Source organism: Amycolatopsis sp. NPDC051758 (assembly GCF_044453095.1).
In the GTDB taxonomy this organism is placed as follows: Bacteria; Actinomycetota; Actinomycetes; order Mycobacteriales; family Pseudonocardiaceae; genus Amycolatopsis.
Genome location: NZ_JBITCJ010000012.1, coordinates 138,699 through 163,347, shown reverse-complemented (window position 1 = coordinate 163,347; position 24,649 = coordinate 138,699). Strand labels below are relative to the sequence as shown.

The window sequence follows — 24,649 nt, the reverse complement described above, 5'->3', positions numbered from 1 at the left end:
GTCAACCGGCGAGCACAGCCTCGCGGCGCGGCTTCAATGCGAGCTTCGGGTTGTGCGCCACGACTTTGAACTCCTTCGCCCGCGGCACCCGGCTGAACAGGTTGTCCGTCCCGCAGAAGTGCAGCTCGGTGACGTCGAGCCGGTGCAGGGACGCCGTGACCGACGGCCAGTCGATCGGCCGGTCGAAGGTGTCCAGCAGCATCGTGCGCACCTGGGCGGCCGTGGTCACCACCGTGCCGTCCTGATCGGTCACCAGGGGAATCTCGGGGTCACGCAAGGGACAGTCGCCGAACGCGGCGGCCGAGGCCCGGCGCCGCAACGCCTCGAACGCGGGCGCGTGCACCGGCGGGCGCATCGTGTACAGCGAATAGCCGCCGACCGCGCTGATCCGGCGGGTGAACTCTTCGAGTTCGCCTTCGTGCAGCGAGATCATGTGGAAGCCGTCGTCGACGACACCCGAGATCTCGTACCACGACAGCTCGCCGAGCACCGTCCGCCAGCCGTCTTCGGGCACGCGCATCACGGTGTGCGTGACGACGTCCTGGTGCTGTGAAGCGAAGTACTCCGCCTCGCAGTCGGCCTGGATCGCGGTCAGGCGCACGGCGTCGGCGAACGAGAGCGCGCCGGAGTACACCGCGGCGGCCTTCTGTCCGAAGCTCACGCCGGTGACGGCGTCCGGCCGGAAGGTGAGCGAGTCGGCGAGGGCGACGCAGCTGACCAGGAACGCCAGCTGTGCCGCGGCGGAGTAGTCGTCCTCACCGTCGGCGTAGGCGTCCAAAATGGAGTAGCCGACCACGTCGTCGGCCTCCGCGACACGCTGCCTCGCAGAGGCGTCGAGCACGAGGAACTTGGTCAGCTCGGCGAACTTGCTCGGCGCCATGCCGGGGAAAACGAATGCGGCGCTGCTCATGCCCCCGCACCGGCCTTGGCGAGCTCTTCCATGTGCTTCTTGTCCGGCTTCCCGTTGCGGTTCACCGGGAACTGGTCCACCACGACCACCCGGTTCGGCTGCTCGTAGGCGGGCAGCACCTCTGCGATCCGGTCGCGCCAGTAACCGCTTTCCCGCTGGTCCGGGTCGGCGACGAAGAACACGAGCTGGGCGCCCTTGCGCTCGTCGGGCAGCGAGATGATGCGGGTGCTGCAGCCGTGCGCGGCGACCTTCCGCTCGATGATCTCCGGGTGCAGCGTGTACCCCATGCGGTGCACGGCGGCCTTACGACCGGCGATGAACAGGTTCCGGCGCTCGTCCAGGTAGCCGAAGTCCCCGGTGGGGTACCAGCCCTGCTCGACCGGGGTGCTCGTCCCGTCTTCGCCGAGCAGCGCGGTCAGCATGTCGGGGCAGTCGATGACGACTTCGCCGATCTCACCGGCGGCGACCTCACGGCCGTCGTCGTCGAGGACCTTGACGCCGATGCCGGCCATCACCTGGCCGGTGCCGACCGGGTTGTCCAGCGTGGCGAACGCCAGGTTGCCCAGCTCGGTGCTGCCGTAGCTGTCCAGCAGCGTCATGCCGAACTCGGCCTCGTACTCGGCGACCACCGGGCTGTCCAGCGGAGCCGCGCCGCTGCAGAACATCCGGACCTTCGCCAGCGCGGCCCGGGCCTCGGGGCGCTTGCGCACGATGTTCAGCATGCTCTGGTAGGTGGTCGGCGCGGCGTCCACCACGGTCGCGCCGCACTGGCCGGCCATCCGCAGCGCGCGGTCGAGCCGGCGGTAGGGGGCGATCACCAGCGAACAGCGGGTCAGCCAGGCGATCATCACCATCGAAATGCCGTACTGGTGCGAGAAGGGCAGCAGCGGCAGCAGGACGTCGTCCGGCCGGTGCCCGACCTGGTCGGCGTTGCGCTGCATGTTCTTGAGGAACCGGGCGCCGTTCTTGACGATGCCCTTCGGTGAGCCGGTCGAGCCGGACGACCACATGATGATGCTGTCCGGCCGCTCGCACCAGCGGTCGAAGCTCAGCCGCTCGCCGGGTTCGGCGGGCACGGCGTCGGCGAGCAGTTCGTAGAGGTAAACGGGGTACTGGCCGTCCGGCAACGGGGCGTCGTCGTCCACGATGGACAGCCGGACCCCCGCGCGGTCGAGGATCTCCTGCGTCTGCTGCGGCTTCTCCTGCGGGTCTACCAGCACGATCGACACACCCAGGTGCATCAGCGCGAACAGCGTCGTGACGTAACCGGCGGAGTTGCCGGCCTTGAGCATCACCCGGTGACCGGGCAGCAGTCCCCGCGCGGCCAGCGCGTCGGCCACGCCCAGTGCGCGCAGCTCGAACTCGTCGAGGGTCTGCACCGAGTCCGCAGCAAAGAGTTTCGCCGGCATCGGCCCGTCCTTTCGGTGGAATTGACGAAGTGCCCGATCCAAGGTGTGTCCGAATATAGGAATGGCCGGTCGGCGTCCGCCACCCCTAACCCGGGTAGGGGTGTGCCGAGCGCCTCATCAGCAGGTCCAGCCCCGGATCGGACCGGCGGAAGCTAGGGGCGCTTAGGGGTGGGGACGGCCGCGGCGCCTCGGTAGCCTCCCGAGAGGGTGCGGGAATTCCCGCCAATTCCCGTCGGGAAAACGATCGCTGGAGAACGAGGGAAAAATGGTGAACCCCATCCGGGACCTCGGAGACCTTTCCGCCTACGACCGTTCCCGTGTCCTCGGTGAATTCGTCCGGGCGCAGCTGGCCGCCGTGCTCGAGGACTGGTCGGCCGGCGGTGCCGATGAGCACCGCTCCTTCCTGGAGCTCGGCCTGGACTCGGTCGCCGCGGTCGCGCTGCACGCGCGCCTGGTGGAGGCCACCGGCCTGACGCTGCCGGTGACGCTGGCGTTCGACCACCCGACCCCGGCTCGCCTGGCCGAGTACCTGCAGGACCGGCTGACGGGTTCGGGTCCGGCGCCGGTGGCGGAGCTGCTGCCGTCGTTCGACGGTGAGCCGATCGCGATCGTGGGCATGAGCTGCCGCTTCCCCGGGGGTGTCCGCACTCCCGAGGAGTTCTGGCGCCTGCTTTCCGAGGGCGGGGACGCAACTTCGGAGTTCCCCACCGAGCGCGGCTGGGACCTCGACGCGCTCTACGACGCCGACCCGGACCGCCCCGGCACGACGTACACCCGCCGCGGCGGGTTCCTGCACGACGCCGCCGACTTCGACGCGGCGTTCTTCGGCATCAACCCGCGCGAAGCCGTCGCGATGGACCCGCAGCAGCGGCTGCTGCTGGAGGCGGGCTGGCACGCGCTCGAGGACGCGGGCATCAACCCGCTGCGGCTGCGCGGCAGCCGCACGGGTGTGTACGTCGGCGCCGAGTCGAAGGACTACGGCCCCCGGCTCGAGGACGCGGACGGCGCCGAGGGCTACCTGGACATCGGCACCGCCGGGAGTGTCGCTTCCGGCCGCGTCGCCTACACGCTCGGCCTGGAGGGGCCCGCGATCACCGTCGACACGGCGTGTTCGTCCTCACTGGTCGCGCTGCACCTCGCCGTGCAGGCGCTGCGGCGGGGCGAGTGCGGGCTGGCGCTGGCTTCCGGCGTCGCGGTGCTGTCGAGCCCGGGCGGGTTCCTGTCGTTCAGCCGCCAGCGCGCGCTGTCGGAGGACGGCCGCTGCCGCGCCTTCGCCGCCGACGCGGGGGGCACCGGCTGGGCCGAGGGTGTCGCGACCGTGGTGCTGCAGCCGCTGTCCGAGGCCCGGGCGCAGGGCCGTCGGGTGCTGGCGGTGGTCAGCGGCAGCGCGGTCAACCAGGACGGCGCGAGCAACGGCCTGACCGCACCGAGCGGCCCGGCCCAGCAGCGCGTGATCGAGCAGGCCCTCGCCGACGCGGGGCTGCCGGCCACCGAGGTCGACGCCGTCGAGGCCCACGGCACGGCGACCCTGCTCGGCGACCCGATCGAGGCTCAGGCCTTGCAGGCGGTTTACGGCGCCGGGCGTCCGGCGGAGCAGCCGTTGTGGCTGGGGTCGGTGAAGTCCAACATCGGGCACACCCAGGCGGCCGCGGGGCTGGCCGGGGTGGTCAAGATGGTGCTGGCCATGCGGGCGGGAACGTTGCCGCGCACGCTGCACGTCGAGGAGCCGACCCCGCACGTGAACTGGGCCGGCGGCGGAGTTTCGCTGCTGACGGTCTCGCGTGCTTGGCCGGAGACGGGGCGACCGCGCCGGGCGGGGGTTTCTTCGTTCGGGATGAGCGGGACGAACGCGCACGTGATCCTGGAGGCCGCGCCGGAGGAACCGGCGACGGCCGAGGCCACCCCTTCGGCGAGCAGGCCGTCGGAGCCCGCGACCACAGCTGCGCAGCAGACCGGTCCTTTCCTCCTGCCGATCTCCGCAAAAACCGCCGCAGCCCTGCGTGCCCAAGCCGAAGCCCTCGCCGACCACCTCGACCGCCACCCCCTGGCCGACCTCGGCGCCGCGCTCGGCACCACCCGTGCCGCGCTCAAGCACCGTGCCGTCCTGGTCGCCGAGGACGCAGCATCCGCGCGCACCCAGCTCGAAGCCCTCAAGACCGGCGACGACGCGCCCGGCCTGGTCCGCGGCCGCGTCGCCGACGGCGGGCTCGCCGTCCTCCTCCGGGGTGAACTGCCGCCCGATGTCCGGGACCTCTACCGCACTCACCCGGTCTTCGCCGAGGCGCTCGCCGACGCCTGTGGCCACCTGAACCTGCAACTGGACACCCCGCTGCTCGGCGTGCTGCTGTCCGCGGCGCCCGAGCTCGACCGGCCCGAGTACGCCACCTCCGCGGCCTTCGCCGTGGACGTGGCCCGCTACCGGCTGGTCGAGTCCTGGGGCGCGCCCGCGGACGTTGTCGCCGGGCTCGGGATCGGCGGGGTTGCCGCGGCGCACGTCGCCGGGGTGCTTTCGCTTGCGGACGCCTGCGCACTGGCCGGGACCGTGGCCCGGGGCGCGGGAGAAGACGAGCTGCGGAGGCTCGTTCGGGCACTGACCTTCGATCCCCAGCGAAGGCCGGTGCTCGACGTCGTGACCGGTGACCCGGTGGAGGCGGCCGAACTCGCCGCCGCCGGGCACTGGACGCGGCTCGCGGAGCCGGTCCAGCCGGAAGCCGGCTGGCTGGACCGGCACGGCGTGCGCGCCGTGCTCGAACTCGGCGCGACCACGAACCTCGCCGAAGCGCTCGCCACGCTCTACGCCCACGGCGCCGACGTCGACTGGCACGCCTACTACGGTGACCGCGACGTCCGGCACGTGCGGCTGCCCGGTTACGCCTTCCAGCGCGAACGCTTCTGGCTGAACGCTACGGCCCGGCGCGACACCGGGCTGGTCACCACCGTGCTCACCCACGCCGCCAAGGACGAGGTGACGCTGAGCGGGCAGCTCTCCCTGACCACGCACCCCTGGCTCGGCGACCACCGCGTCCAGGGCGCGGCGATCCTGCCCGGCACCGCGTTCCTCGAGCTGGCCGTGCAGGCGGGCACGCACACAGGCTGCCGCACGGTGGCCGAGCTGACCCTGCACGCGCCTCTCGTGCTGCCCGAGAACGCTGGTGTGAGCCTCCAGGTGACCGTCGGTGAGCCGGACGCACAGGGCACCCGCCCGTTCACCGTCCACTCGCGACACGAGGGACCTTGGACGCACCACGCTTCCGGCTCACTCGCCGCCGAGCCCGTCACCGCGGGCGCCGACGTGCCGCAGCCCACCGCCGGTGCCGTCGACATCAGCGACGTCTACCCAAGTCTCGCCGAGACCGGCCTCGGTTACGGGCCCGCCTTCCGCGGCCTGGCCGCCGCCTGGCGCACCGATGACGACGTGATCGCCGAAGTCGTGCTGCCCGAAGGAGTTCCGGGCGGCTTTGCGCTGCACCCGGCGCTGTCGGACGCGGCCCTGCACGCCCTCGAGCTGTTCGAAGGCGCCTTCGGTGGGGACGGCCGTGCCTGGCTGCCGTTCTCGTGGAGCGGCGTCACCGTCCACGCGACCGGTGCCACCCGTGCCCGCGTGCGGCTCACCAAGACCGGCGACAACACGGTCGCGCTGACCATCGCCGACCTCGACGGCAGGCCGATCGCCACCGTCGAGTCCTTGACCCTGCGGCCGATGTCGGTGCCGGCCGAGCTGTTCACCACCCACTGGGTCCCGCTGACGGCGGACGAAGCCCGCCCCGAGGTCCCGGACTTCGTGCTCGCCCCGGTCACGACCACCGGGACGGGCGCCGCGGCCGTCCACCGAACCACGTCCGACGTCCTGGCCGTGCTCAACACCTGGCTCACGACCTCCCGGACGGCGGACTCCCGGCTGGTCGTGCTGACCACCGGCGCCCTTGCCGTCGCGGGCGGGGACGCCGTTCCCGGGCTCGCGCAGGCCACCGTCCCCGGCCTGATGCGGTCCGCGCAAGACGAAGAGACCGGCCGGATCGTCCTGGTCGACACCGACGGCAGCGCCGCGAGTGAGGCCGCGCTGCCCGCCGCGGTGGCGTCCGCCGTCGCCGCGGGGGAGACCGAACTCGCACTGCGTGACGGCGTCGCGCTGGTTCCGCGGCTCGGCACTCAGACGTCCACAATGGACGCCACGGCGCTCGACCCCGAAGGCACGGTGCTCATCACCGGCGGCACCGGGGTGCTCGGCGGCCTGGTCGCTCGTCACCTCGTGCGCCGCCACGGCGTCCGGCGCCTGGTCCTGCTGTCCCGGTCCGGCAAAGCCGACCTGACCGACCTCGACGCCGAAGTCGAAGTTGTGGCCTGCGACGCCGCCGACCGCGAGGCGCTGGCCGCCGTCCTCGACGGCATTCCCCGGCTCACCGCCGTCGTCCACGCCGCGGGTGTCCTCGACGACGGGGTGCTCGGCTCGCTCACCGCCGAACGGCTGGCCAAGGTGCTCACGCCGAAGGTCGACGCGGCCCTCAACCTGCACGAGCTGACGCTGGACCGGCCGCTCGACGCGTTTGTGCTGTTCTCCTCGTCCGCCGCGCTGCTCGGCGCCGCGGGGCAGGCGAACTACGCCGCCGCCAACACCTTCCTGGACGCGCTCGCCCAGCACCGCCACGCGGCCGGGCTGCCCGCGCTGTCCCTGCAGTGGGGACTCTGGGAACAGGCCAGCGGGCTGACCGCGAAGCTCGGCGACGCCGACCATGCCCGCCTGCGCCGTTCGGGGATCGCCCCGTTGCCGACGGACCGCGCGCTGGCGATGCTCGACGCGGCGTTGCAGACGACGGATCCCGTGGTGGCGCCGGTGATCTTGGACTACTCGGCGTTGAAGGCGAAGGGTGACGTCGTCCCGCTGCTGCGCGGGCTCATCCGCGCCACGCCGAAGCTCGCACCCGTCGCCGCTGCGCCGGCAGCGGACCTCACCGGTCTGGTGCGCGAGCACGTGGCCGCGGTCCTCGGCCACTCCGCGCCGGACGCCGTCGAGGTCGACCAGGCGTTCACCGAACTGGGCTTCGATTCGCTGACCGCCGTTGAACTCCGCAACCGCCTCGGCACCGCGCTCGGCCGCCGGTTGCCCGCGACGCTGATCTTCGACTACCCGACGCCGGCCGCGCTGGCCGCGTACCTCGCCGAAGGAAGCCGGGCCGTGGTGACAACCGCGTCCCCGAAGGTCGTTGACGAGCCCGTGGCGATCGTCGGCATCGGCTGCCGCTACCCCGGGGGTGTGACCGACGCGGATGGCTTGTGGCGGCTGGTCTCCGAAGGCGCGGACGCGATCGGCGACTTCCCCGACGACCGCGGCTGGGACCTCGACGCGCTCTACGACCCGGACCCGGCCGCGCCGGGCAAGATGTACGTGCGCAACGGCGCTTTCCTCCCGGACGCGCTCGAGTTCGACGCCGGGTTCTTCGGCATCTCGCCCCGCGAAGCGCTCGCGATGGACCCGCAGCAGCGTCAGCTCATGGAGGTTGCCTGGGAGGCCCTCGAGAACGCCGGGATCGACCCGGGCAGTCTCAAGGGCAGCCGCACCGGCGTTTTTGCCGGGATCATGTACCACGACCACGCGGCCCGGCTGCGCGAAGTTCCCGAGGAGCTGGAAGGTTTCCTCGGCAACGGCAGCGCCGCCAGCGTGCTCACCGGCCGCATCGCCTACACCCTCGGCCTGGAAGGGCCCGCGATGTCGGTGGACACCGCGTGCTCGTCTTCGCTGGTCACGCTGCACCTCGCCGCGCAGGCGCTGCGGCGCGGCGAGTGCACGATGGCGCTCGCCGGCGGTGTGACGGTGTTGTCCACCCCCGAGGTCTTCGTCGACTTCAGCCGGCAGCGCGGGCTCGCCCCGGACGGCCGTTGCCGCGCGTTCTCGGACGACGCCGACGGCACCGGCTGGGCCGAGGGTGTCGGCATGCTGGTGCTGGAACGGCTTTCCGACGCGCAGCGCAACGGGCACCCGATCCTCGCCGTGGTGCGGGGTTCCGCGGTGAACCAGGACGGCGCGTCGAACGGGATGACCGCGCCGAACGGCCCCTCGCAGCAGCGTGTCATCACCGCCGCGCTGGCGGACGCCGGGCTGGGTACCGCGGACGTCGACCTCGTCGAGGCGCACGGCACCGGCACCGCGCTGGGCGACCCGATCGAGGTCCAGGCCCTGCAGGCGACCTACGGCGCCGGCCGGGGTGCGGACCGGCCGCTGTGGCTGGGGTCCTTGAAGTCGAACCTCGGGCACGCGCAGGCCGCCGCCGGTGTCGGCGGCGTGATCAAGGTCGTGCAGGCGCTGCGGGCCAAGACGATGCCGCGCACGCTGCACGCCGAAACGCCGTCGTCGAAGATCGAGTGGGCCGGTGGCGGGGTCGAACTGCTGCGGGACAGCCGCCCCTGGACGTCGGACAAGCCGCGCCGGGCGGGCGTGTCCTCGTTCGGCATCAGCGGGACCAACGCGCACGTGATCCTCGAAGAGGCGCCGGCGTCCGACGTCGTCGAGCGCGAAGGCGAGGCAGCGGGTCCGCTGCCGGTCGTGGTGCACGCGAAGACGCCGGAAGCGTTGCGGGACCAGGCTTCCCGGCTGCGGGACCACGTTCTGGCGCACCCCGAGTTCTCCGTCGCCGACATCGGCTACTCCCTGGCCACCGGCCGGACCGGGTTCGCCCACCGCGGCGCGGTGGTGGCCGCGGATCGCGACGCACTCCTGAGTGGACTCGCGGAACTGGCCTCGGGTGCGGAGTCCGCGGTGACCGGCTCCGGCTCGGCCGACGCCCGGGTGCTGATGGTGTTCCCCGGTCAGGGTTCGCAGTGGGTCCACATGGGACTGGAGCTGGCGGAGCACGAGCCGGTGTTCGCCGAGCGGCTGCGCGAATGTGACGCGGCCTTGTCGGAGTTCGTCGACTGGTCGCTGTTCGACAAGCTCGCGGACGAGTCGTCGCTGGGTCAGGTCGACGTCGTTCAGCCGCTGCTGTGGGCGATGATGGTGTCCCTGGCCGCGTTGTGGCGCGCCTACGGTGTTGAGCCGGCCGGGGTGGTGGGGCATTCCCAGGGTGAGATCGCCGCGGCGACCGTGTCGGGGGCGCTGTCCCTGAGTGACGGCGCGAGGGTGGTTGCCCTGCGCGCGAGGGCGTTGCGCGCCCTGGAAGGCATCGGCGGAATGTCGTCGATCCTCGTGTCCGCCGAGCGGGCCGCGCAGCTGATCACGCCGTGGGGCGAGAAGCTGGCGGTCGCGGCGGTGAACGGCCCGGCGCAGGTCATCGTGTCCGGCGACGTCACCGCACTCGACGAACTCGCGAAGCTCTGCGAGCAGGAAGGCGCGCACTACCGGCGGATCGGCGTCTCGTACGCGTCGCACCACCCGCAGGTCGGGCAGCTGGCCGACGTCATCCTCGGTGACCTCGCGCCGGTGGCGCCGACGACCACCGAGATTCCCTTCTACTCCACAGTGTCCGGCGAAGCGATCAACACCGCCGCCTTGACCGGCGAGTACTGGCTGGAGAACCTGAAGAGCCAGGTCCGGTTCTTCCCGACCGTCGTCGAAGCACTCAAGAACGGCTTCACCCACGTCCTGGAGATCAGCCCGCACCCGGTGCTCGGCGCGCCCCTGGAAGAGGCGGCGCAAGGCATCCCGGTGCTGTCGACCCTGCGCCGCGGTGACGGCGGGCCCAGCCGGTTCATGACGTCGGTGGCCGAGTTCACCGTCGGCCAGGGCAGCCTCGACTGGACCTCGCTGTACCTGGACGCGGGTGCGCGCCGGGTTCCCCTGCCGACGTACGCCTTCCAGCACGAGCGGTACTGGCTGGAGGCACGCCAGGGCGCCCAGGACGTGGGCACCGTCGGGCTGAGCCCGGCCGGGCACGGCCTGCTCGGCGCGGTGATGCACGCCGCCGGCGACGGGACGGTCTTCCTCAGCGGCCGGTTGTCCCTGGCCGCCCACCCGTGGCTGGCCGATCACGCGCTCGGCGACACCCCGCTGCTGCCCGGTGCCGCGATGGTCGACATGGCCGTGCACGCCGGTGACCAGATCGGCTGCCCGCACCTGGAGGAGCTCACCCACCACGCACCGCTTCTGCTGCCGCGGACCGGATCCGTGGTCGTGCAGCTGATGGTGACCGCTCCCGACAACGACGGCCGTTGTGGCCTGACGCTGCACTCGCGTCCCGACGAGGACGGCGAGTGGGAGCTGCACGCGTCCGGTCTGCTCTGCCGCGAGACGCCGGAACGGCCGCAGGCCCCGGCTACCTGGCCGCCGGAGGGCGCGAAGCGGATCGAGACCGACGACGCCTACCGCGTCCTTGCCGGTCAGGGCTACGCCTACGGGACGATGTTCCAGGGGCTCGAAGCCGCGTGGCGTGCCGGCGACGCGCTGTACGCCGAGGTGAGCCTGGCGGAAAGCCTGGAGGAAGACGGGTTCCTGCTCCACCCGGCGCTGCTCGACGCCGCGCTGCACGTCATCAGCCTGGCGAACCCCGGTGAGGACACGGCGATCCCGTTCTCCTGGCAGGGCGTCACCGTGCACGCGAGCGGCGCCCGCCGGCTGCGCGTCCGCATCACCGGCGGCGCGGACGACACCGTCACCATCAGCGCGTTCGACGGCGCGGGCACCCCGGTGCTCGACGTCCAGGCCCTCGTCTCCCGGGCTCTCCCGCAGCAGGCGCTGTCGCAGTTCGTCAACATCCGGGACAGCCTGTTCCAGGTCGACTGGCCGGAGTGGACGGCCGAGAGCGGGTCGGCGGTCATTGTCGACAAACCGACCTTCGGGGTGCTGGACGACACCAGCGGCCTCCGGTCCTGGTTTGCCGAGGCCGGGTGTGAGCCCGTGCTCTACCGCGGCTGGGACGAGGTCGCCGTCACGCGCGAAACCCCGGACCTGGTGCTGTGGGACACCGCTTCGCTGCTTCGCAGTCCCGTCGACCTAGACGACGGCGCGGAGCTGGCGGACACGGCGGGCCGGCTGGTCGAAGCGGTGCTGATGCGCTTGAAGCGCTGGCTCGCGCTGCCGCAGTCCGAACGCACCCGGCTCGTCGTGGTGTGCTGGGGCGGCCTGGCCGTCGCCGGGATCAGCGGCCTGATCCGCTCGATGAGCTCGGAGTTCCCGGACCGCCTGGTCCTGCTGGACGTCCGCGGCAAGGGCACGGTCGACGTCCCGGGCCTGATGTCGGTGCTGGCCACCGACGAGCACGTGGTCGGCGTCCGCGACGGCGTGGTCTGCGTGCCGCGGCTCGAGCGGACGATCTCCGAGCTGGCCATCCCCGACGGTGAAGCCTGGTCGGTCGCGTCGGACGGACGCGGCACCCTCGACGGCGTCGGGCTTGTGCCTTCCGACGTGGCCACACGGGAACTCGGCCGCGGCGAGGTGCGCATCGCGGTGCGCGCGGCCGGCGTCAACTTCCGGGACGTGCTGATCAGCCTGGGCATGTACCCCGACGCGGGCGCGATGATGGGCAGTGAAGCCGCCGGTGTTGTGTTGGAAGTCGGCGACGACGTCCGCTCGGTGGAACCCGGCGACGCCGTGATGGGCCTGTTCACCGAATGCTCCGGCTTCGGCTCGCACGCGGTGACCGACGCCCGGATGGTCGTCCCGGTGCCCGAAGGCTGGACCTTCGAGCAGGCCGGCGCGGCCCCGGTCGTGTTCCTGACCGCGTTCTACGCGCTGCACGACCTGGGCAAGCTGGCCACCGGCAAGCGGATCCTGATCCACACCGCGACCGGCGGCGTCGGCATGGCGGCCTTGCAGCTGGCCCAGTACTGGGGTGCGGAGGTCTTCACGACCGCGCACCCGAACAAGTGGCCGGTGCTGCGGACGCTCGGTGTGCCGCGCGAGCGGATGGCCAGCTCCCGCACCGCGGACTTCGAGGCGGAGTTCCTCGCGGCCACGCGCGGTGCGGGCATGGACGTGGTGCTGAACTCGCTGGCCAACGAGCAGACCGACGCGTCCCTGCGGCTGCTGCCGCGTGGCGGGCGGTTCGTGGACATGGGCAAGACCGACGTCCGCGACCCGGAAGTCGTCGCGAAGGAACACCGGGGTGTCAAGTACCGGGCCTTCGACCTGATCGAGGCCGGGCCCGACCGGATCCAGGACATCCTCACCGCGCTGCACGAGCTGTTCACCGCGCGGGTGCTGCTGCCGCTGCCGGTGAAGGCCTGGCCGATGCAGCAGGCCCGGCGGGCGCTGCGGTTCGTGCGGGAAGCGCGTCAGATCGGCAAGGTGGTGCTGACGCTGCCGGAGGAGATCGACCCGGACCGTCCGGTGCTGGTCACCGGCGGCACCGGCACCCTCGGCGCGCTGCTGGCCCGGCACCTGGTCACCGAGTACGGCGTGCGGGACCTGGTGCTCACCTCGCGCCGTGGCCTCGGCGCGGTCGGTGCTGCGGACCTCCGGGACGAGCTGTTGGAGGCGGGCGCGGACTCCGTCGCCGTCGTGGCCTGTGACGTCGCCGACCGCGATTCGCTGGCCGGACTGTTCGAGCAGACCGGACCCGTCGGGGCGGTCTTCCACACGGCGGGGGTGCTGGACGACGGCCTGTCGGTGAACCTCAGCCCCGAGCAGGTGCGGCGGGTGCTCGCGCCGAAGGTCCAGGCGGCCACCTACCTGCACGAACTCACGCTGGACATGGGGTTGTCGCACTTCGTCCTGTTCTCCTCGGCCGCCGGTGTCCTCGGTGACGCCGGGCAGGCCAACTACGCGGCGGCCAACACCTACCTCGACGAACTGGCCGCGGAACGCCGTGCGCTCGGCCTGCCGGCGCTGGCGCTGTCGTGGGGCCTGTGGGCGGACGAGTCCGGGATGACCGGGCACCTCAGCGGTGTCCACCACGACCGGATGGCCGCGAACGGCATGCGCGCGCTGTCGGCCGACCACGCGCTGGGGCTCCTGGACGTCGCGATGACGTCGACCCATTCGCACTACGTCCCGATTTCGCTGAGCGTCGGGGCGCAGCGCGAACCGATCTTCCGGGCGCTAGTGCAGCCGAAGCGGGCCCAGGCCCGCGCGGGAAGCGCCGTCGCGGAGGACGGGCTCGTCGAACGGCTGTCGGTGCTCAACACCGAGCAGCAGCTGCAGCTGCTGGACAAGCTGGTGGCCGCGCAGGTCAACCTCGTCCTCGGGCACGCCGAGGAACACCCGATCGACCCGGACCAGCCGTTCACCGTGCAGGGCTTCGATTCGCTGACCGCGGTCGAGCTGCGCAACCGGCTCAACACGCAGACCGGGGCGCACCTGCCCGCAACGCTGATCTACGACCACCCGACCCCGCGGCACATCACGCAGCTGCTGCACCGGACCCTCGCGCCGGCGCAGGAGCCGCTGTCGGCCGACGACGAGGACAAACGGCGGCTGCAGGAAATCCTGGCCACCGTGCCGCTTTCGCACATCCGGGAGATCGGGCTGTTCGACGCGCTGCTGAGCCTGGCCGAAGAGCCGGACGGCGGCTTCACCGCCCCGGCGGCGAACGTGGACGACATGGACACCGACGCACTCATCGCGTTGGCGATGGAGGGATCCGAGAACTCATGACTGCTCCCGACGAGAAGGTCGTCGCCGCACTCCGGGCGTCGGTCAAGGAAACCGAACGGCTGCGTCAGCAGAACCAGCAGCTCCGCGCCGCCGCGCACGAACCGGTGGCGATCGTGGGCATGGGCTGCCGGTTCCCGGGCGGCGTCGGATCCCCGGAGGACCTCTGGCGGCTGGTCGCCGACGGCGCCGACGTCATCGGAGAGTTCCCCGCCGACCGCGGCTGGGACGCGGACGCGCTGTACGACCCGGACCCGGAAGCCGCCGGGAAGTCGTACGTGAAGACCGGCGGGTTCCTCCACGGCTCCAACGGTTTTGACGCAGGGTTCTTCGGCATCTCGCCGCGCGAGGCCTTGGCCATGGACCCGCAGCAGCGTCAGCTCCTCGAAGTCGCCTGGGAGACGCTCGAGAACGCCGGCCTCGATCCGGTGGCGTTGAAGGGCAGCCCCACCGGCGTCTACGTCGGCGTGATCCACAGCTCTTACGCCGACCGGCTGCCGTCGGTGCCGGGTGAGCTGGAAAGCTACGTGGACAACGGAAACCTCAGCAGTGTCGCGTCCGGGCGGATCTCCTACACCCTCGGCCTGGAGGGGCCCGCGGTGTCGGTCGACACGGCTTGCTCGTCGTCGCTGGTGGCGCTGAACCTCGCCGTGCGCGCGCTGCGCAACCGCGACTGCACCCTCGCCCTGGCCGGTGGCGCCACGGTGATGGCGAGTGAGAGTTCGTTCGTGAACTTCAGCCGTCAGCGCGCGGTGGCCCCTGACGGCCGGAGCAAGGCGTTTGCCGAGTCCGCCGACGGTTTTGGTGTTGCCGAGGGTGCCGGTTTCCTACTGCTGGAACGGCTTTCGGACGCCGTCCGCAATGGACACGAGGTCCTCGCGGTGGTGCGCGGGTCGGCCGTGAACCAGGACGGTGCGTCGAACGGCCTGTCCGCCCCGAACGGGCCCTCGCAGCAGCGTGTGATCACGGCGGCGCTGGAAGACGCGCGGCTTTCTGCCGCCGACGTCGACCTGGTGGAGGCCCACGGCACCGGCACCGCTTTGGGTGACCCGATCGAGGTCCAAGCGCTGCAGGCGACCTATGGCGTTGATCGCGCGGCCGACCGTCCACTGTGGCTGGGTTCGCTGAAGTCGAACATCGGGCACTCTCAGGCTGCGGCCGGGGTCGGCGGGGTCATCAAGATGGTGCAGGCTTTGCGGGCGGGTGTCATGCCTCGGACGCTGCACGCGTCGACGCCGTCGTCGAAGATCGAGTGGAACGGCGGTGGTGTTGAGCTGCTGCAGTCGGCGCGTGAGTGGGTTTCGGACGCTCCTCGCCGGGCCGGGGTGTCGTCCTTCGGGATCAGCGGGACGAACGCGCACGTCATCCTGGAGCAGGCACCCTCGGCCGAGGTGACCTCGGCCGATGTGGCGGGTCCGCTGCCGTTCCTGGTCCACGCGAAGACGCCGGAGGCACTGCGGGACCAGGCTTCCCGGCTGCGTGAGCACGTCCTGGCGCACCCGTTGCTGTCGCTGGGAGACCTCGGGTTCTCGCTGACGGGCCGGAGCAAGTTCCCGCACCGCGGTGCTGTGGTGGCCGGCGACCGTGACGAACTGGTCAAGGGTTTGGCGAACCTGGAGCTGGTCGGTTCGGGGTCCGGGCCGAGCCGGGTATTGATGGTGTTCCCGGGTCAGGGTTCGCAGTGGGTCCGGATGGGCTTGGACCTGGCCGAGCGTGAGCCGGTGTTCGCGGAGCGGCTGCGTGAGTGTGACACGGCTTTGGCGGAGTTCGTGGACTGGTCGTTGTTCGACAAGCTGGCGGAGGAGACCAGCCAGGTCGACGTGGTGCAGCCGCTGCTGTGGGCGATCATGGTGTCGCTGGCCGCGCTGTGGCGTTCGCACGGGGTCGAGCCCGCCGGTGTGGTCGGCCATTCGCAGGGCGAGATCGCCGCGGCGACCGTGTCCGGTGCGCTGTCGCTGCAGGACGGTGCCCGGGTGGTGGCCTTGCGGGCGAAGGCGTTGCGGGCCTTGGAAGGCATCGGCGGGATGGCGTCGCTGCGGGTGTCGGCCGAAGAGGCCGCGGAGCTGATCGACGAGCGGCTCGCGGTGGCGGCGGTGAACGGCCCGGCGCAGGTGATCGTGTCCGGTGAAGTGTCCGCTTTGGACGAACTGGCCCAGCGGTGTGAGAGCTACCGGCGCATCGACGTTTCCTATGCGTCGCACCACCCGCAGGTCGGCCAGCTCGCCGACGTCATCCTCGAAGACCTCAAGCCGGTGTCGCCGGAGAGCACGGAGATCCCGTTCTTCTCGACCGTGTCCGGCGAGCAGATCAACACGGCGACCCTGACCGGCGACTACTGGCTGGAGAACCTGAAGAGCCAGGTCAAGTTCTTCCCGACCGTCGTCGAAGCGCTCAAGCGCGGCTTCACGCACGTCCTGGAAGTCAGCCCGCACCCGGTACTCGGCGGGCCGCTGGAGGAAGCGGCCCAGGACGTCCCGGTGCTGTCGACTCTCCGCCGCGACGGTGGCCAGGAGCGGTTCCGGACCGCACTTGCCGAGCTGCACGTCCACGGTGGACACGTCGACTGGACGCCGGTGTTCGAGGGCGCCCGCCGGGTTCCGTTGCCCACTTACGCCTTCCAGCACGAGCGGTACTGGCTCGAGTCCGGCGGTGACGCCGGGGATGTCCGCTCGGCCGGGCTGCGTCCGGCGGAGCACGGCCTGCTCGGCGCGGTCCTGCACTCGGCGGAGTCGGGCTCGGTGTACCTCTCCGGCCGGCTCTCCCTCACGGCCCAGCCGTGGCTGGCCGACCACGCCCTCGGTGACACCGTGATCCTGCCCGGCGCGGCGATGCTGGAGATGGTGATCCACGCCGGTGACCAGCTCGGCTGCCCGCGGGTCGAGGAGCTGACCCACCACGCGCCCCTCACGCTCCCGGCGGACGTCCAGGTCACGGTCCACGCACCCGACGAGACCGGCCGCTGCGCCTTCTCCCTCCACTCGCGGTCCGCGGACGAAGACTGGGTCCAGAACGCGGAAGGCACCCTGGTCAAGGGCACGGCCGCCACCGAGACCGGGCTGTCCGTGTGGCCGCCCCAGGACGCGCAGCCGGTCGCCGTCGACACGTTCTACCCCGCGCTCGCGGACGCCGGGCTCAGCTACGGGCCGGTGTTCCAGGGCCTCCGGCGGGCGTGGCGCCGGGGTGAGGAGCTGTTCGCCGACGTCGTCCTGCCCGACGACCAGGCCGCCGACCGGTTCGTCATCCACCCCGCGCTGCTCGACGCCGCCGTCCAGGCCGCCGAGCTCGGTGACGGTGACGGCACCACCCGGCTGCCGTTCTCCTGGCGCGGGGTCTCGGTGTTCGCCACCGGCGCCCGCGCGCTGCGGGTCCGGGTCGCCCCGACCGGCGAGGACGGCGTCAGCGTCACGACCGCCGACTCCACCGGCGCCCTCGTCGCGCAGGTGGACGAGCTGATCTCGCGCCCCGCCCAGGCCGCCGGGCCCGCGGTGCGGCTGCGTGACGTGATGTACCGCGTCGACTGGCAGGACTGGACTCCCGCGCCGGTCTCGGCGTCCGCCGAGATCGTGCGGTGGCCGGTCCCCGGCGGGCTGACCGCGAACGAAGTCGTCAAGACCACCTTGCGGCGCATCCAGCAGTGGCTGGCGGAGCCGGGTGAGGCGCGCTTGGTCGTCGAATGCGCCGACATCCTCGAAAACGCGGGCCTGCCGGGCCTGGTCCGCACGGTCGCCGCCGAATTCCCCGGCCGGGTCTCGCTGCTGGTCACCGACGGGTCCGAAGTGGATGAAGCCGTCCTCGCCACCGACGAGCCCGTCGCTGGCGTCTTCGACGGGACGACGCGGGTGCCCCGCCTCGGCCGTGTCGGCGCCGAACTCACCCTCCCCGAAGGAGGCTGGCGGATCGGCAACACCGCCGAACCGGTGCCCTACGACGCCGGCGTCGCACCGCTGGAGCCCGGGCACGTCCGGGTCCGCGTGCGCGCGGCGGGGGTGAACTTCCGGGACGTCCTGGTCGGCCTGGGCATGTACCCGGACCCGGACGCGGTGCTGGGCAGTGAAGCCGCCGGCGTCGTGGTCGAGGTCGGCCCCGGTGTCGACTCGGTCCGCGTCGGCGACGCCGTGATGGGCATGTTCACCGAGTGCGCCACTTTCGGCGCTCTGGCCGTCACCGACGCGCGGCTGGTCGTCTCCATCCCCGACGGCTGGACGTTCGAGCAGGCCGGTGCGACCCCGGTGGTGTTCCTCACGGCCTTTTACGCCCTCGCCGACCTCGCCGAGCTCACGGCGGGGGAGCAGGTGCTGATCCACACCGCGACCGGCGGGGTCGGCATGGCGGCGCTGCAGCTGGCCCGGCACTGGGGCGCGGAGGTGTTCACCACGGCGTCCCCGGCGAAGTGGGACACCCTGCGTGGCCTCGACGTCCCCCTCGACCGGATCGCCAGTTCGCGGGCCCTCGACTTCGAGGCCGACTTCCGCGAGGTGGCCGGCGGGCTCGACGTCGTCCTGAACTCCCTCGCGCACGAGCACACCGACGCGTCGCTGCGGCTGCTGCGGTCCGGCGGCCGGTTCGTCGACATGGGCAAGACCGACGTCCGCGACCCGGAAACCGTTGCCGCGGACCACGAAGGAGTGTCCTACCGGGCGTTCGACCTCATCGAGGCCGGCCCGGACCGGCTGCACGAGATCCTCACCGAGCTGCACGGGCTGTTCAGCGCGGGCGTGCTCGTGCCACTGCCGGTCAAGTCGTGGCCGATGCAGCAGGCGCGGCAGGCGCTGCGGTTCGTACAGGCGGCCCGGCACGTCGGCAAGGTGGTGCTCACCCTGCCCGAGCCGCTCGACCCGGCCCGTCCGGTGCTGGTCACCGGCGGCACCGGCACGCTCGGCGTGTTGCTGGCCCGGCACCTCGTCACACGGCACGGCGTGCAGCACCTGATCCTCACCTCGCGTCGCGGCCCCGAAGCCGCCGGGGGACTCCAGGACGAACTGCTGGGGCTGGGCGCCGAATCCGTGGACATCGTCGCGTGTGACGTCGCCGATCGTGACGCAGTGCAGACGTTGTTCGCCGAGCACCCCGACGTGGGCGCGGTGTTCCACACGGCAGGGGTGCTCGACGACGGCCTGTCGGTCAACCTCACGCCCGAGCAGGTGGCGAAGGTGCTGCGGCCCAAGGTGGTCGCGGGCACGCTCCTGCACGAGGCGACGCGGGACCTGGCGCTGTCGCACTTCGTGCTGTTCTCGTCCGCGGCCGGTGTGCTGGGTGACGCCGGGCAGGCCAACTACGCCGCTGCCAACACCTTCCTCGACGAGCTGGCTCGCCGGCGCCGGGCGCAGGGCCTGCCCGGGCTTTCGCTGTCGTGGGGCCTGTGGGACGACGCGTCCGGCATGACCGGGCACCTCAGCGACGCCGAACGGTCCCGGATGGCCGCCGACGGGATGCGGCCGCTGTCGGCCGAGCACGCCCTCGGCCTGCTGGACGCGGCGATGACCTCGACCCACCCGCACTACGTGCCGATCGCGCTGACCGTCGGCACGCAGCCCGAGCCGTTGTTCCGCGCACTGACCAAGGCGACGCGGTCCAGCGCGCACACCGCCACGGTGACAACCGGTCTGGCAGGGCAGCTGGCCGCGCTCAACGCGGACCAGCAGCTGCACCTGCTGGAGTCGATCGTCGCCGCGCAGGTGAACCACGTGCTGGGGCACGCCGAGGAACACGCGGCCGACCTGGACCAGCCGTTCAAGACCCAGGGTTTCGACTCGCTGACCGCGGTCGAGCTGCGGAACCGGCTCAACGCCCAGACGGGCGTCCGGCTGCCGGCGACGCTGATCTACGACCACCCGACCCCGCGGCACGTCGCGCGGCTGCTGCACGCCGACCTCGCCCCGGAGCAGGCGGCGGGTGGTTCCCCGGTGCTGGACCGGATCGACAGCCTGGAGAGCGCGCTGGCCGGCGCCGTCGCCGACGAGGACCGGGCGGAGATCACCGAGCGGCTACGGGCACTGCTCGACCGCTGGACCGGCGGCACCGAGGCCACCGGGGACGACGTCGACGACGCCTCGGCCGACGAACTGCTCGACATCATCGCCAAGGAATTCGGAAGGTCCTGACCCATGCCGAACGACGAAAAGCTGCTCAAGGAACTGAAGTGGATGACCACCGAGCTGCGGCGCAGCCGCCGTCGGCTGGTGGAGGTCGAGGACGCCGCGCACGAGCCGATCGCGATCGTCGGTACGGGCTGCCGCTTCCCCGGCGGCGTGACGTCGGCCGAGGACCTGTGGCGCCTGGTCACCGAGGGCGCCGACGTGATCGGCGAGTTCCCCGCCGACCGCGGCTGGGACATGGACACGCTCTTCGACGCCGATCCCGACGCGGCCGGGAAGACGTACGTGCGCTCGGGCGGTTTTGTCCGGGATTCCACCAGCTTCGACGCGGGCTTCTTCGGGATCTCGCCGCGTGAGGCCCTGGCCATGGACCCGCAGCAGCGGCAACTGCTGGAGGTCGCCTGGGAAACCCTGGAGGACGCCGGGATCAACCCGGACTCCTTGAAGGGCAGCCTCACCGGCGTCTTCGCGGGGGTCCTGCAGAGTGACTACTCGACCCGGCTGGACACCGTTCCCGCCGACCTCGAGGGCTACCTCGACAACGGCAACATGGCCAGCACCGCCACCGGCCGCATCGCCTACACCCTCGGCCTGGAAGGGCCGACGATGTCGGTCGACACGGCCTGTTCGTCGTCGCTGGTCGCGATCGACCTCGCGGTCCGGTCGCTGCGGAACCAGGACTGCTCGCTGGCCCTGGCCGGCGGCGTGACGATCATGTGCACCCCGGCGACGTTCACCAGCCTCAGCCGTCAGCGCGCGCTCGCCCCGGACGGCCGGTGCAAGGCGTTCTCGGACGACGCGAACGGCTTCGGCGCGGCCGAGGGCATCGGGTTCCTGCTGCTGGAAAGGCTTTCCGACGCCGTCGCCAACGGGCATCAGGTTCTTGCCGTGGTCCGTGGTTCGGCGGTCAACCAGGACGGCGCGTCCAACGGTCTGACGGCGCCGAATGGTCCGTCGCAGCAGCGAGTCATCCAGGCTGCTCTCCGGAATGCACGTCTCGGCGCTGCTGACGTCGACCTCGTGGAGGCGCACGGAACCGGCACCGCGCTCGGCGACCCGATCGAAGTCCAGGCGCTGCAAGCGGTTTACGGTGCCGAGCGCTCGGCGGGCCGTCCACTGTGGCTTGGCTCGCTGAAGTCGAACATCGGGCACGCCCAGGCTGCGGCTGGGGTCGGCGGTGTCATCAAGGTGGTGCAGGCGTTGCGGGCCGGGGTCATGCCTCGGACGCTGCATGTGTCGACGCCGTCGTCGAAGATCGAGTGGGACGGCGGTGGTGTTGAACTGCTGCAGGAGGCTCGCTCGTGGGAGTCGGACGCGCCTCGCCGGGCCGGGGTGTCGTCCTTCGGGATCAGCGGGACGAACGCCCATGTGATCCTGGAGCAAGCGCCTTCGGGCGAGGTCACTTCGGCCGAGGTGACGGGTGCGGTGCCGGTGCTGCTGTCCGGGCGTACGCCGGAGGCGCTGCGGGACCAGGCCGCGCGGCTGCGGGACCACGTGCTGGCGCACCCGTCGCTGTCCCTGGGCGATCTGGGCTTCTCGCTGGCCACGGGCCGCGCGAGCTTCACCCACCGTGGCGCGGTTGTTGCTTCCGATCGCGACGAACTTGTCGCCGGACTGGACGACCTCGCGCTGGTCGGCACCGGGTCCGGGCCGAGCCGGGTGCTGATGGTGTTCCCGGGTCAGGGTTCGCAGTGGGTCCGGATGGGCCTGGATCTCGCTGAGCGCGAGCCGGTCTTCGCGGAGCGGCTGCGTGAGTGTGACGCGGCTTTGGCGGAGTTCGTGGACTGGTCGTTGTTCGACAAGCTGGCGGAGGAGACCAGCCAGGTCGACGTGGTGCAGCCGTTGTTGTGGGCGATGATGGTGTCACTCGCGGCTCTCTGGCGTTCCTACGGTGTTGAGCCTGCCGGTGTGGTGGGCCACTCCCAGGGTGAGATCGCCGCCGCCACCGTCTCGGGTGCGCTGTCGCTGAGCGACGGCGCTCGGGTGGTGGCGTTGCGGGCTCGCGCTCTCCGGGCGCTCGAGGGCATCGGCGGCATGGCGTCGATCCGCGTGCCGGCCGAGCAGGCTGCCGAGCTGGTCAAGCCGTGGGGCGAGAAGCTCGCCGTGGCGGCCGTGAACGGTCCGGCGCAGGTGATCGTGTCCGGTGAGGTGTCCGCTTTGGACGAACTCGCCGAGACCTGCGCGAGCTACCGCCGCATCGACGTTTCCTATGCCTCGCACCACCCGCAGGTCGGCCAGCTCGCCGACGTCATCCTCGAAGACCTCAAGCCGGTGTCTCCGGAGACCACCGAGACCCCGTTCTACTCGACCGTCTCCGGCGAAGCGATCGACACGGCGACGCTGACCGGCGACTACTGGCTGGAGAACCTCCGCAGCCAGGTGAAGTTCTTCCCGACCGTCGTGGCGGCCCTGAAGCAGGGCTTCACGCACGTCCTGGAGGTCAGCCCGCACCCGGTGCTGGGCGCGCCGCTGGAGGAGGCCGCGCAAGGCCTCCCGGTGCTCTCGACCCTGCGCCGCGAAGGCGGTCAGCCGCGGTTCCGGACCGCGCTGGCCGAGCTGCACGTCCGCCACGGCCGGGTCGACTGGGCGCCGCTGTTCGAGGGCGCGCGCCGGGTTCCCTTGCCCACCTACGCCTTCCAGCACGAGCGGTTCTGGCTTGACGCGCCCAAGTCGAAGGGGTCCACGGACGCCGCCGAGGCCGCGTTCTGGACCGCCATCCGTGAGGAGGACGTCGACGAGGTCGCCAAAACCCTCGGCATCACGGGTGCCACCCTCGGCCCGGTGCTCCCGGCGCTGTCCGATTGGCAGCGCCGGCGCGAGGAGCGGTCGAGCCAGGACGCCCTCCGTTACCGCGTCACTTGGACACCGCTGTCTCGGCCCGTCGCGGCCCGGCTCACCGGCCGGTGGCTGGTCCTGACCCCGCCCGGCGTCGAAGCGCCGCGGCTCGACAACCGGGGCGCCGAGATCGTCCACGTGGTGGTCGACGCGACCACGGACCGCGCGGCGTTTGCGGAACTGCTCACCGGCGAGCCGTTCACGGGCGTGCTTTCCCTGCTCGGCCTCATCCCGACGCTGCACCTGACCCAGGCCATGGGCGACGTCGAATCCGGGGCGCGCCTGTGGTGCGTCACCCGTGGCGCGGTCTCGCCGACCCGCGAGCCGGGGGACGTCGACCCGGTGCAGGCCCAGCTCTGGGGCTTCGGCCGCGTCGCCGGCATCGAGGCCCCGCAGCGCTGGGGCGGCCTGGTCGACCTGCCCGCCGACGCGGGCGACGACCTGCTGGTCGCCGCGCTCTCCGGCACCGAGGCCGAGGTCGCCGTCCAGGACGGCGAGTTGTTCGGCCGACGCCTGGTTCGCAGCCCGGTCGGCGGGGCCGCCGGGCAGGAGTACCGGCCGCGCGGGACCGTGCTGGTCACCGGCGGCACCGGCGCGCTCGGCGCGCACGTCGCCCGCTGGCTCGCCGGCAACGGCGCCGAGCACGTTGTGCTCACCAGTCGTCGAGGCGAGGCCGCGGAAGGCGCGGCTGAGCTGGCGGAAGAGCTCCGCGCGTGTGGCACCGGCGTCACCATCGCGGCTTGCGACACCGCCGACCGCGACGCCCTGCGCAGGCTCCTGGACGGCGTCGGGCCGCTCAGCGCCGTGTTCCACGCGGCCGGTGTCCTCGACGACGGCGCGCTCGACTCGCTCACCCCGGACCGGTTCACCACCGTGCTGCGGCCCAAGGTGGACGCCGCCCGGAACCTGCACGAACTCACGCACGACCTCGACGCGTTTGTGCTGTTCTCGTCCTTCGCCAGCGTCATCGGCAACGCGGGGCAGGCCAACTACGCCGCCGCCAACGCCTACCTCGACGCGCTCGCCGAACAGCGTCGCGCGGCCGGGCTCCCGGCGACGTCGGTGGCCTGGGGCGCGTGGGGCGGCACCGGGCTCGCCGCCGACGAGACGATCGCCGAGCGTCTCGGCAAGGAAGGCGTGGCCCCGATGGCCGCGCCGACCGGCGTCACCGCGCTCGGCCTGGCCCTGGACCACCAGGACGTCGCCGTGGGGGTCGCCGACGTCGACTGGCCACGCCTGGTCGAGCGGCACGGACCCCGGGCTTTGCTCGACCAGCTGCCCGAGGCTGTCCTGCCCATGACCGCGCCCGCAACCGCCGTCGCCACGGCGGACGCGGGAACGACCCTGCGGCAGCGGCTCGCTGACACACCGGCCGCGGACCGCGAGGGCGTGCTGCTCGACCTGGTGCTCACCCAGGCGGCCGCGGTGCTCGGCCACGCGTCCCCCGCCGCGATCGACCCCGGCCGCGGGTTCACCGAGCTGGGGTTCGATTCGCTCACCGCGGTGGAAACGCGGAACCGGCTGAACACGCTCACCGGGCTGCAGCTGCCGACGGCGCTGACGTTCGACTACCCGACCCCGGCCGTCCTGGCCCGGTACCTCGCCGGCCGGCTCGCCCCGGACGACTCGACGACGGCCGCGTCGGTGCTCACCGAGCTGGACAAACTCGGCCAGGCCTTCGCCGCGGCGGGCCCGGACGGCATCACCCGGGCGCAACTCAAGGTCGGCCTGCAGTCGTTCCTCGCAAAATGGATCGACGGTGAATCCGGTTCTTCCGGCGATTCTTTCGATTTCGGAACGGACGAAGAATTGTTCGAGTTCATCGACAACGGGATGACCGCCTGACCCGTGCTTCCCCTCCTGCGCCCCCGGCGAGCTTCCC

5 protein-coding genes and 1 pseudogene are annotated in these 24,649 nt (G+C 71.9%); 4 read left to right on the top strand and 2 right to left on the bottom strand.

Features of this window, described 5'->3' with window-relative positions:
- Position 1 precedes the first annotated feature (1 nt).
- The gene (locus tag ACIA5G_RS42405; protein ID WP_395934006.1) at positions 2–910 is read right to left on the bottom strand and encodes an ACP S-malonyltransferase; all 909 of its coding nucleotides are present in this window, start codon (positions 908–910) and stop codon (positions 2–4) included.
- The gene (locus ACIA5G_RS42400; RefSeq protein ID WP_395934004.1) at positions 907–2,319 is read right to left on the bottom strand and encodes a class I adenylate-forming enzyme family protein; all 1,413 of its coding nucleotides are present in this window, start codon (positions 2,317–2,319) and stop codon (positions 907–909) included. Before ACIA5G_RS42400 ends, ACIA5G_RS42405 begins: the two co-directional genes overlap by 4 nt.
- Before the next feature lie 265 nt (positions 2,320–2,584).
- Between ACIA5G_RS42400 and ACIA5G_RS42395 the strand changes: the two genes are divergently transcribed.
- The 4 genes and pseudogenes from ACIA5G_RS42395 to ACIA5G_RS42380 all read left to right on the top strand — a co-directional run bounded on the left by ACIA5G_RS42395 (position 2,585) and on the right by ACIA5G_RS42380 (position 24,612).
- The gene (locus ACIA5G_RS42395; RefSeq protein ID WP_395934002.1) at positions 2,585–13,840 is read left to right on the top strand and encodes an SDR family NAD(P)-dependent oxidoreductase; all 11,256 of its coding nucleotides are present in this window, start codon (positions 2,585–2,587) and stop codon (positions 13,838–13,840) included.
- Positions 13,825–15,438, top strand: a pseudogene (locus tag ACIA5G_RS42390) (type I polyketide synthase); the annotation flags it as partial. The gene ACIA5G_RS42395 and the pseudogene ACIA5G_RS42390, both read left to right, overlap by 16 nt.
- A gap of 54 nt (positions 15,439–15,492) precedes the next feature.
- Positions 15,493–19,938 carry an SDR family NAD(P)-dependent oxidoreductase gene (locus ACIA5G_RS42385; RefSeq protein WP_395934428.1) on the top strand — a complete coding sequence of 1,482 codons (4,446 nt, stop codon included), beginning with the start codon at positions 15,493–15,495 and terminating at the stop codon, positions 19,936–19,938.
- Between the two features lie 3 nt (positions 19,939–19,941).
- On the top strand, positions 19,942–24,612 hold the full coding sequence (locus tag ACIA5G_RS42380; protein ID WP_395934000.1) for a type I polyketide synthase: 4,671 nt from the start codon (positions 19,942–19,944) through the stop codon (positions 24,610–24,612).
- The last annotated feature ends 37 nt before the right edge of the window (positions 24,613–24,649 follow it).

Bases quoted from the DNA above. Each gene is read 5' to 3' on its own strand.
- ACIA5G_RS42385 (WP_395934428.1), top strand. From the start codon at position 15,493: ATGGTGTTCCCGGGTCAGGGTTCGCAGTGGGTCCGGATGGGCTTGGAC.
- ACIA5G_RS42405 (WP_395934006.1), bottom strand. From the start codon at position 910: ATGAGCAGCGCCGCATTCGTTTTCCCCGGCATGGCGCCGAGCAAGTTC.
- ACIA5G_RS42400 (WP_395934004.1), bottom strand. From the start codon at position 2,319: ATGCCGGCGAAACTCTTTGCTGCGGACTCGGTGCAGACCCTCGACGAG.
- ACIA5G_RS42380 (WP_395934000.1), top strand. From the start codon at position 19,942: ATGCCGAACGACGAAAAGCTGCTCAAGGAACTGAAGTGGATGACCACC.
- ACIA5G_RS42395 (WP_395934002.1), top strand. From the start codon at position 2,585: ATGGTGAACCCCATCCGGGACCTCGGAGACCTTTCCGCCTACGACCGT.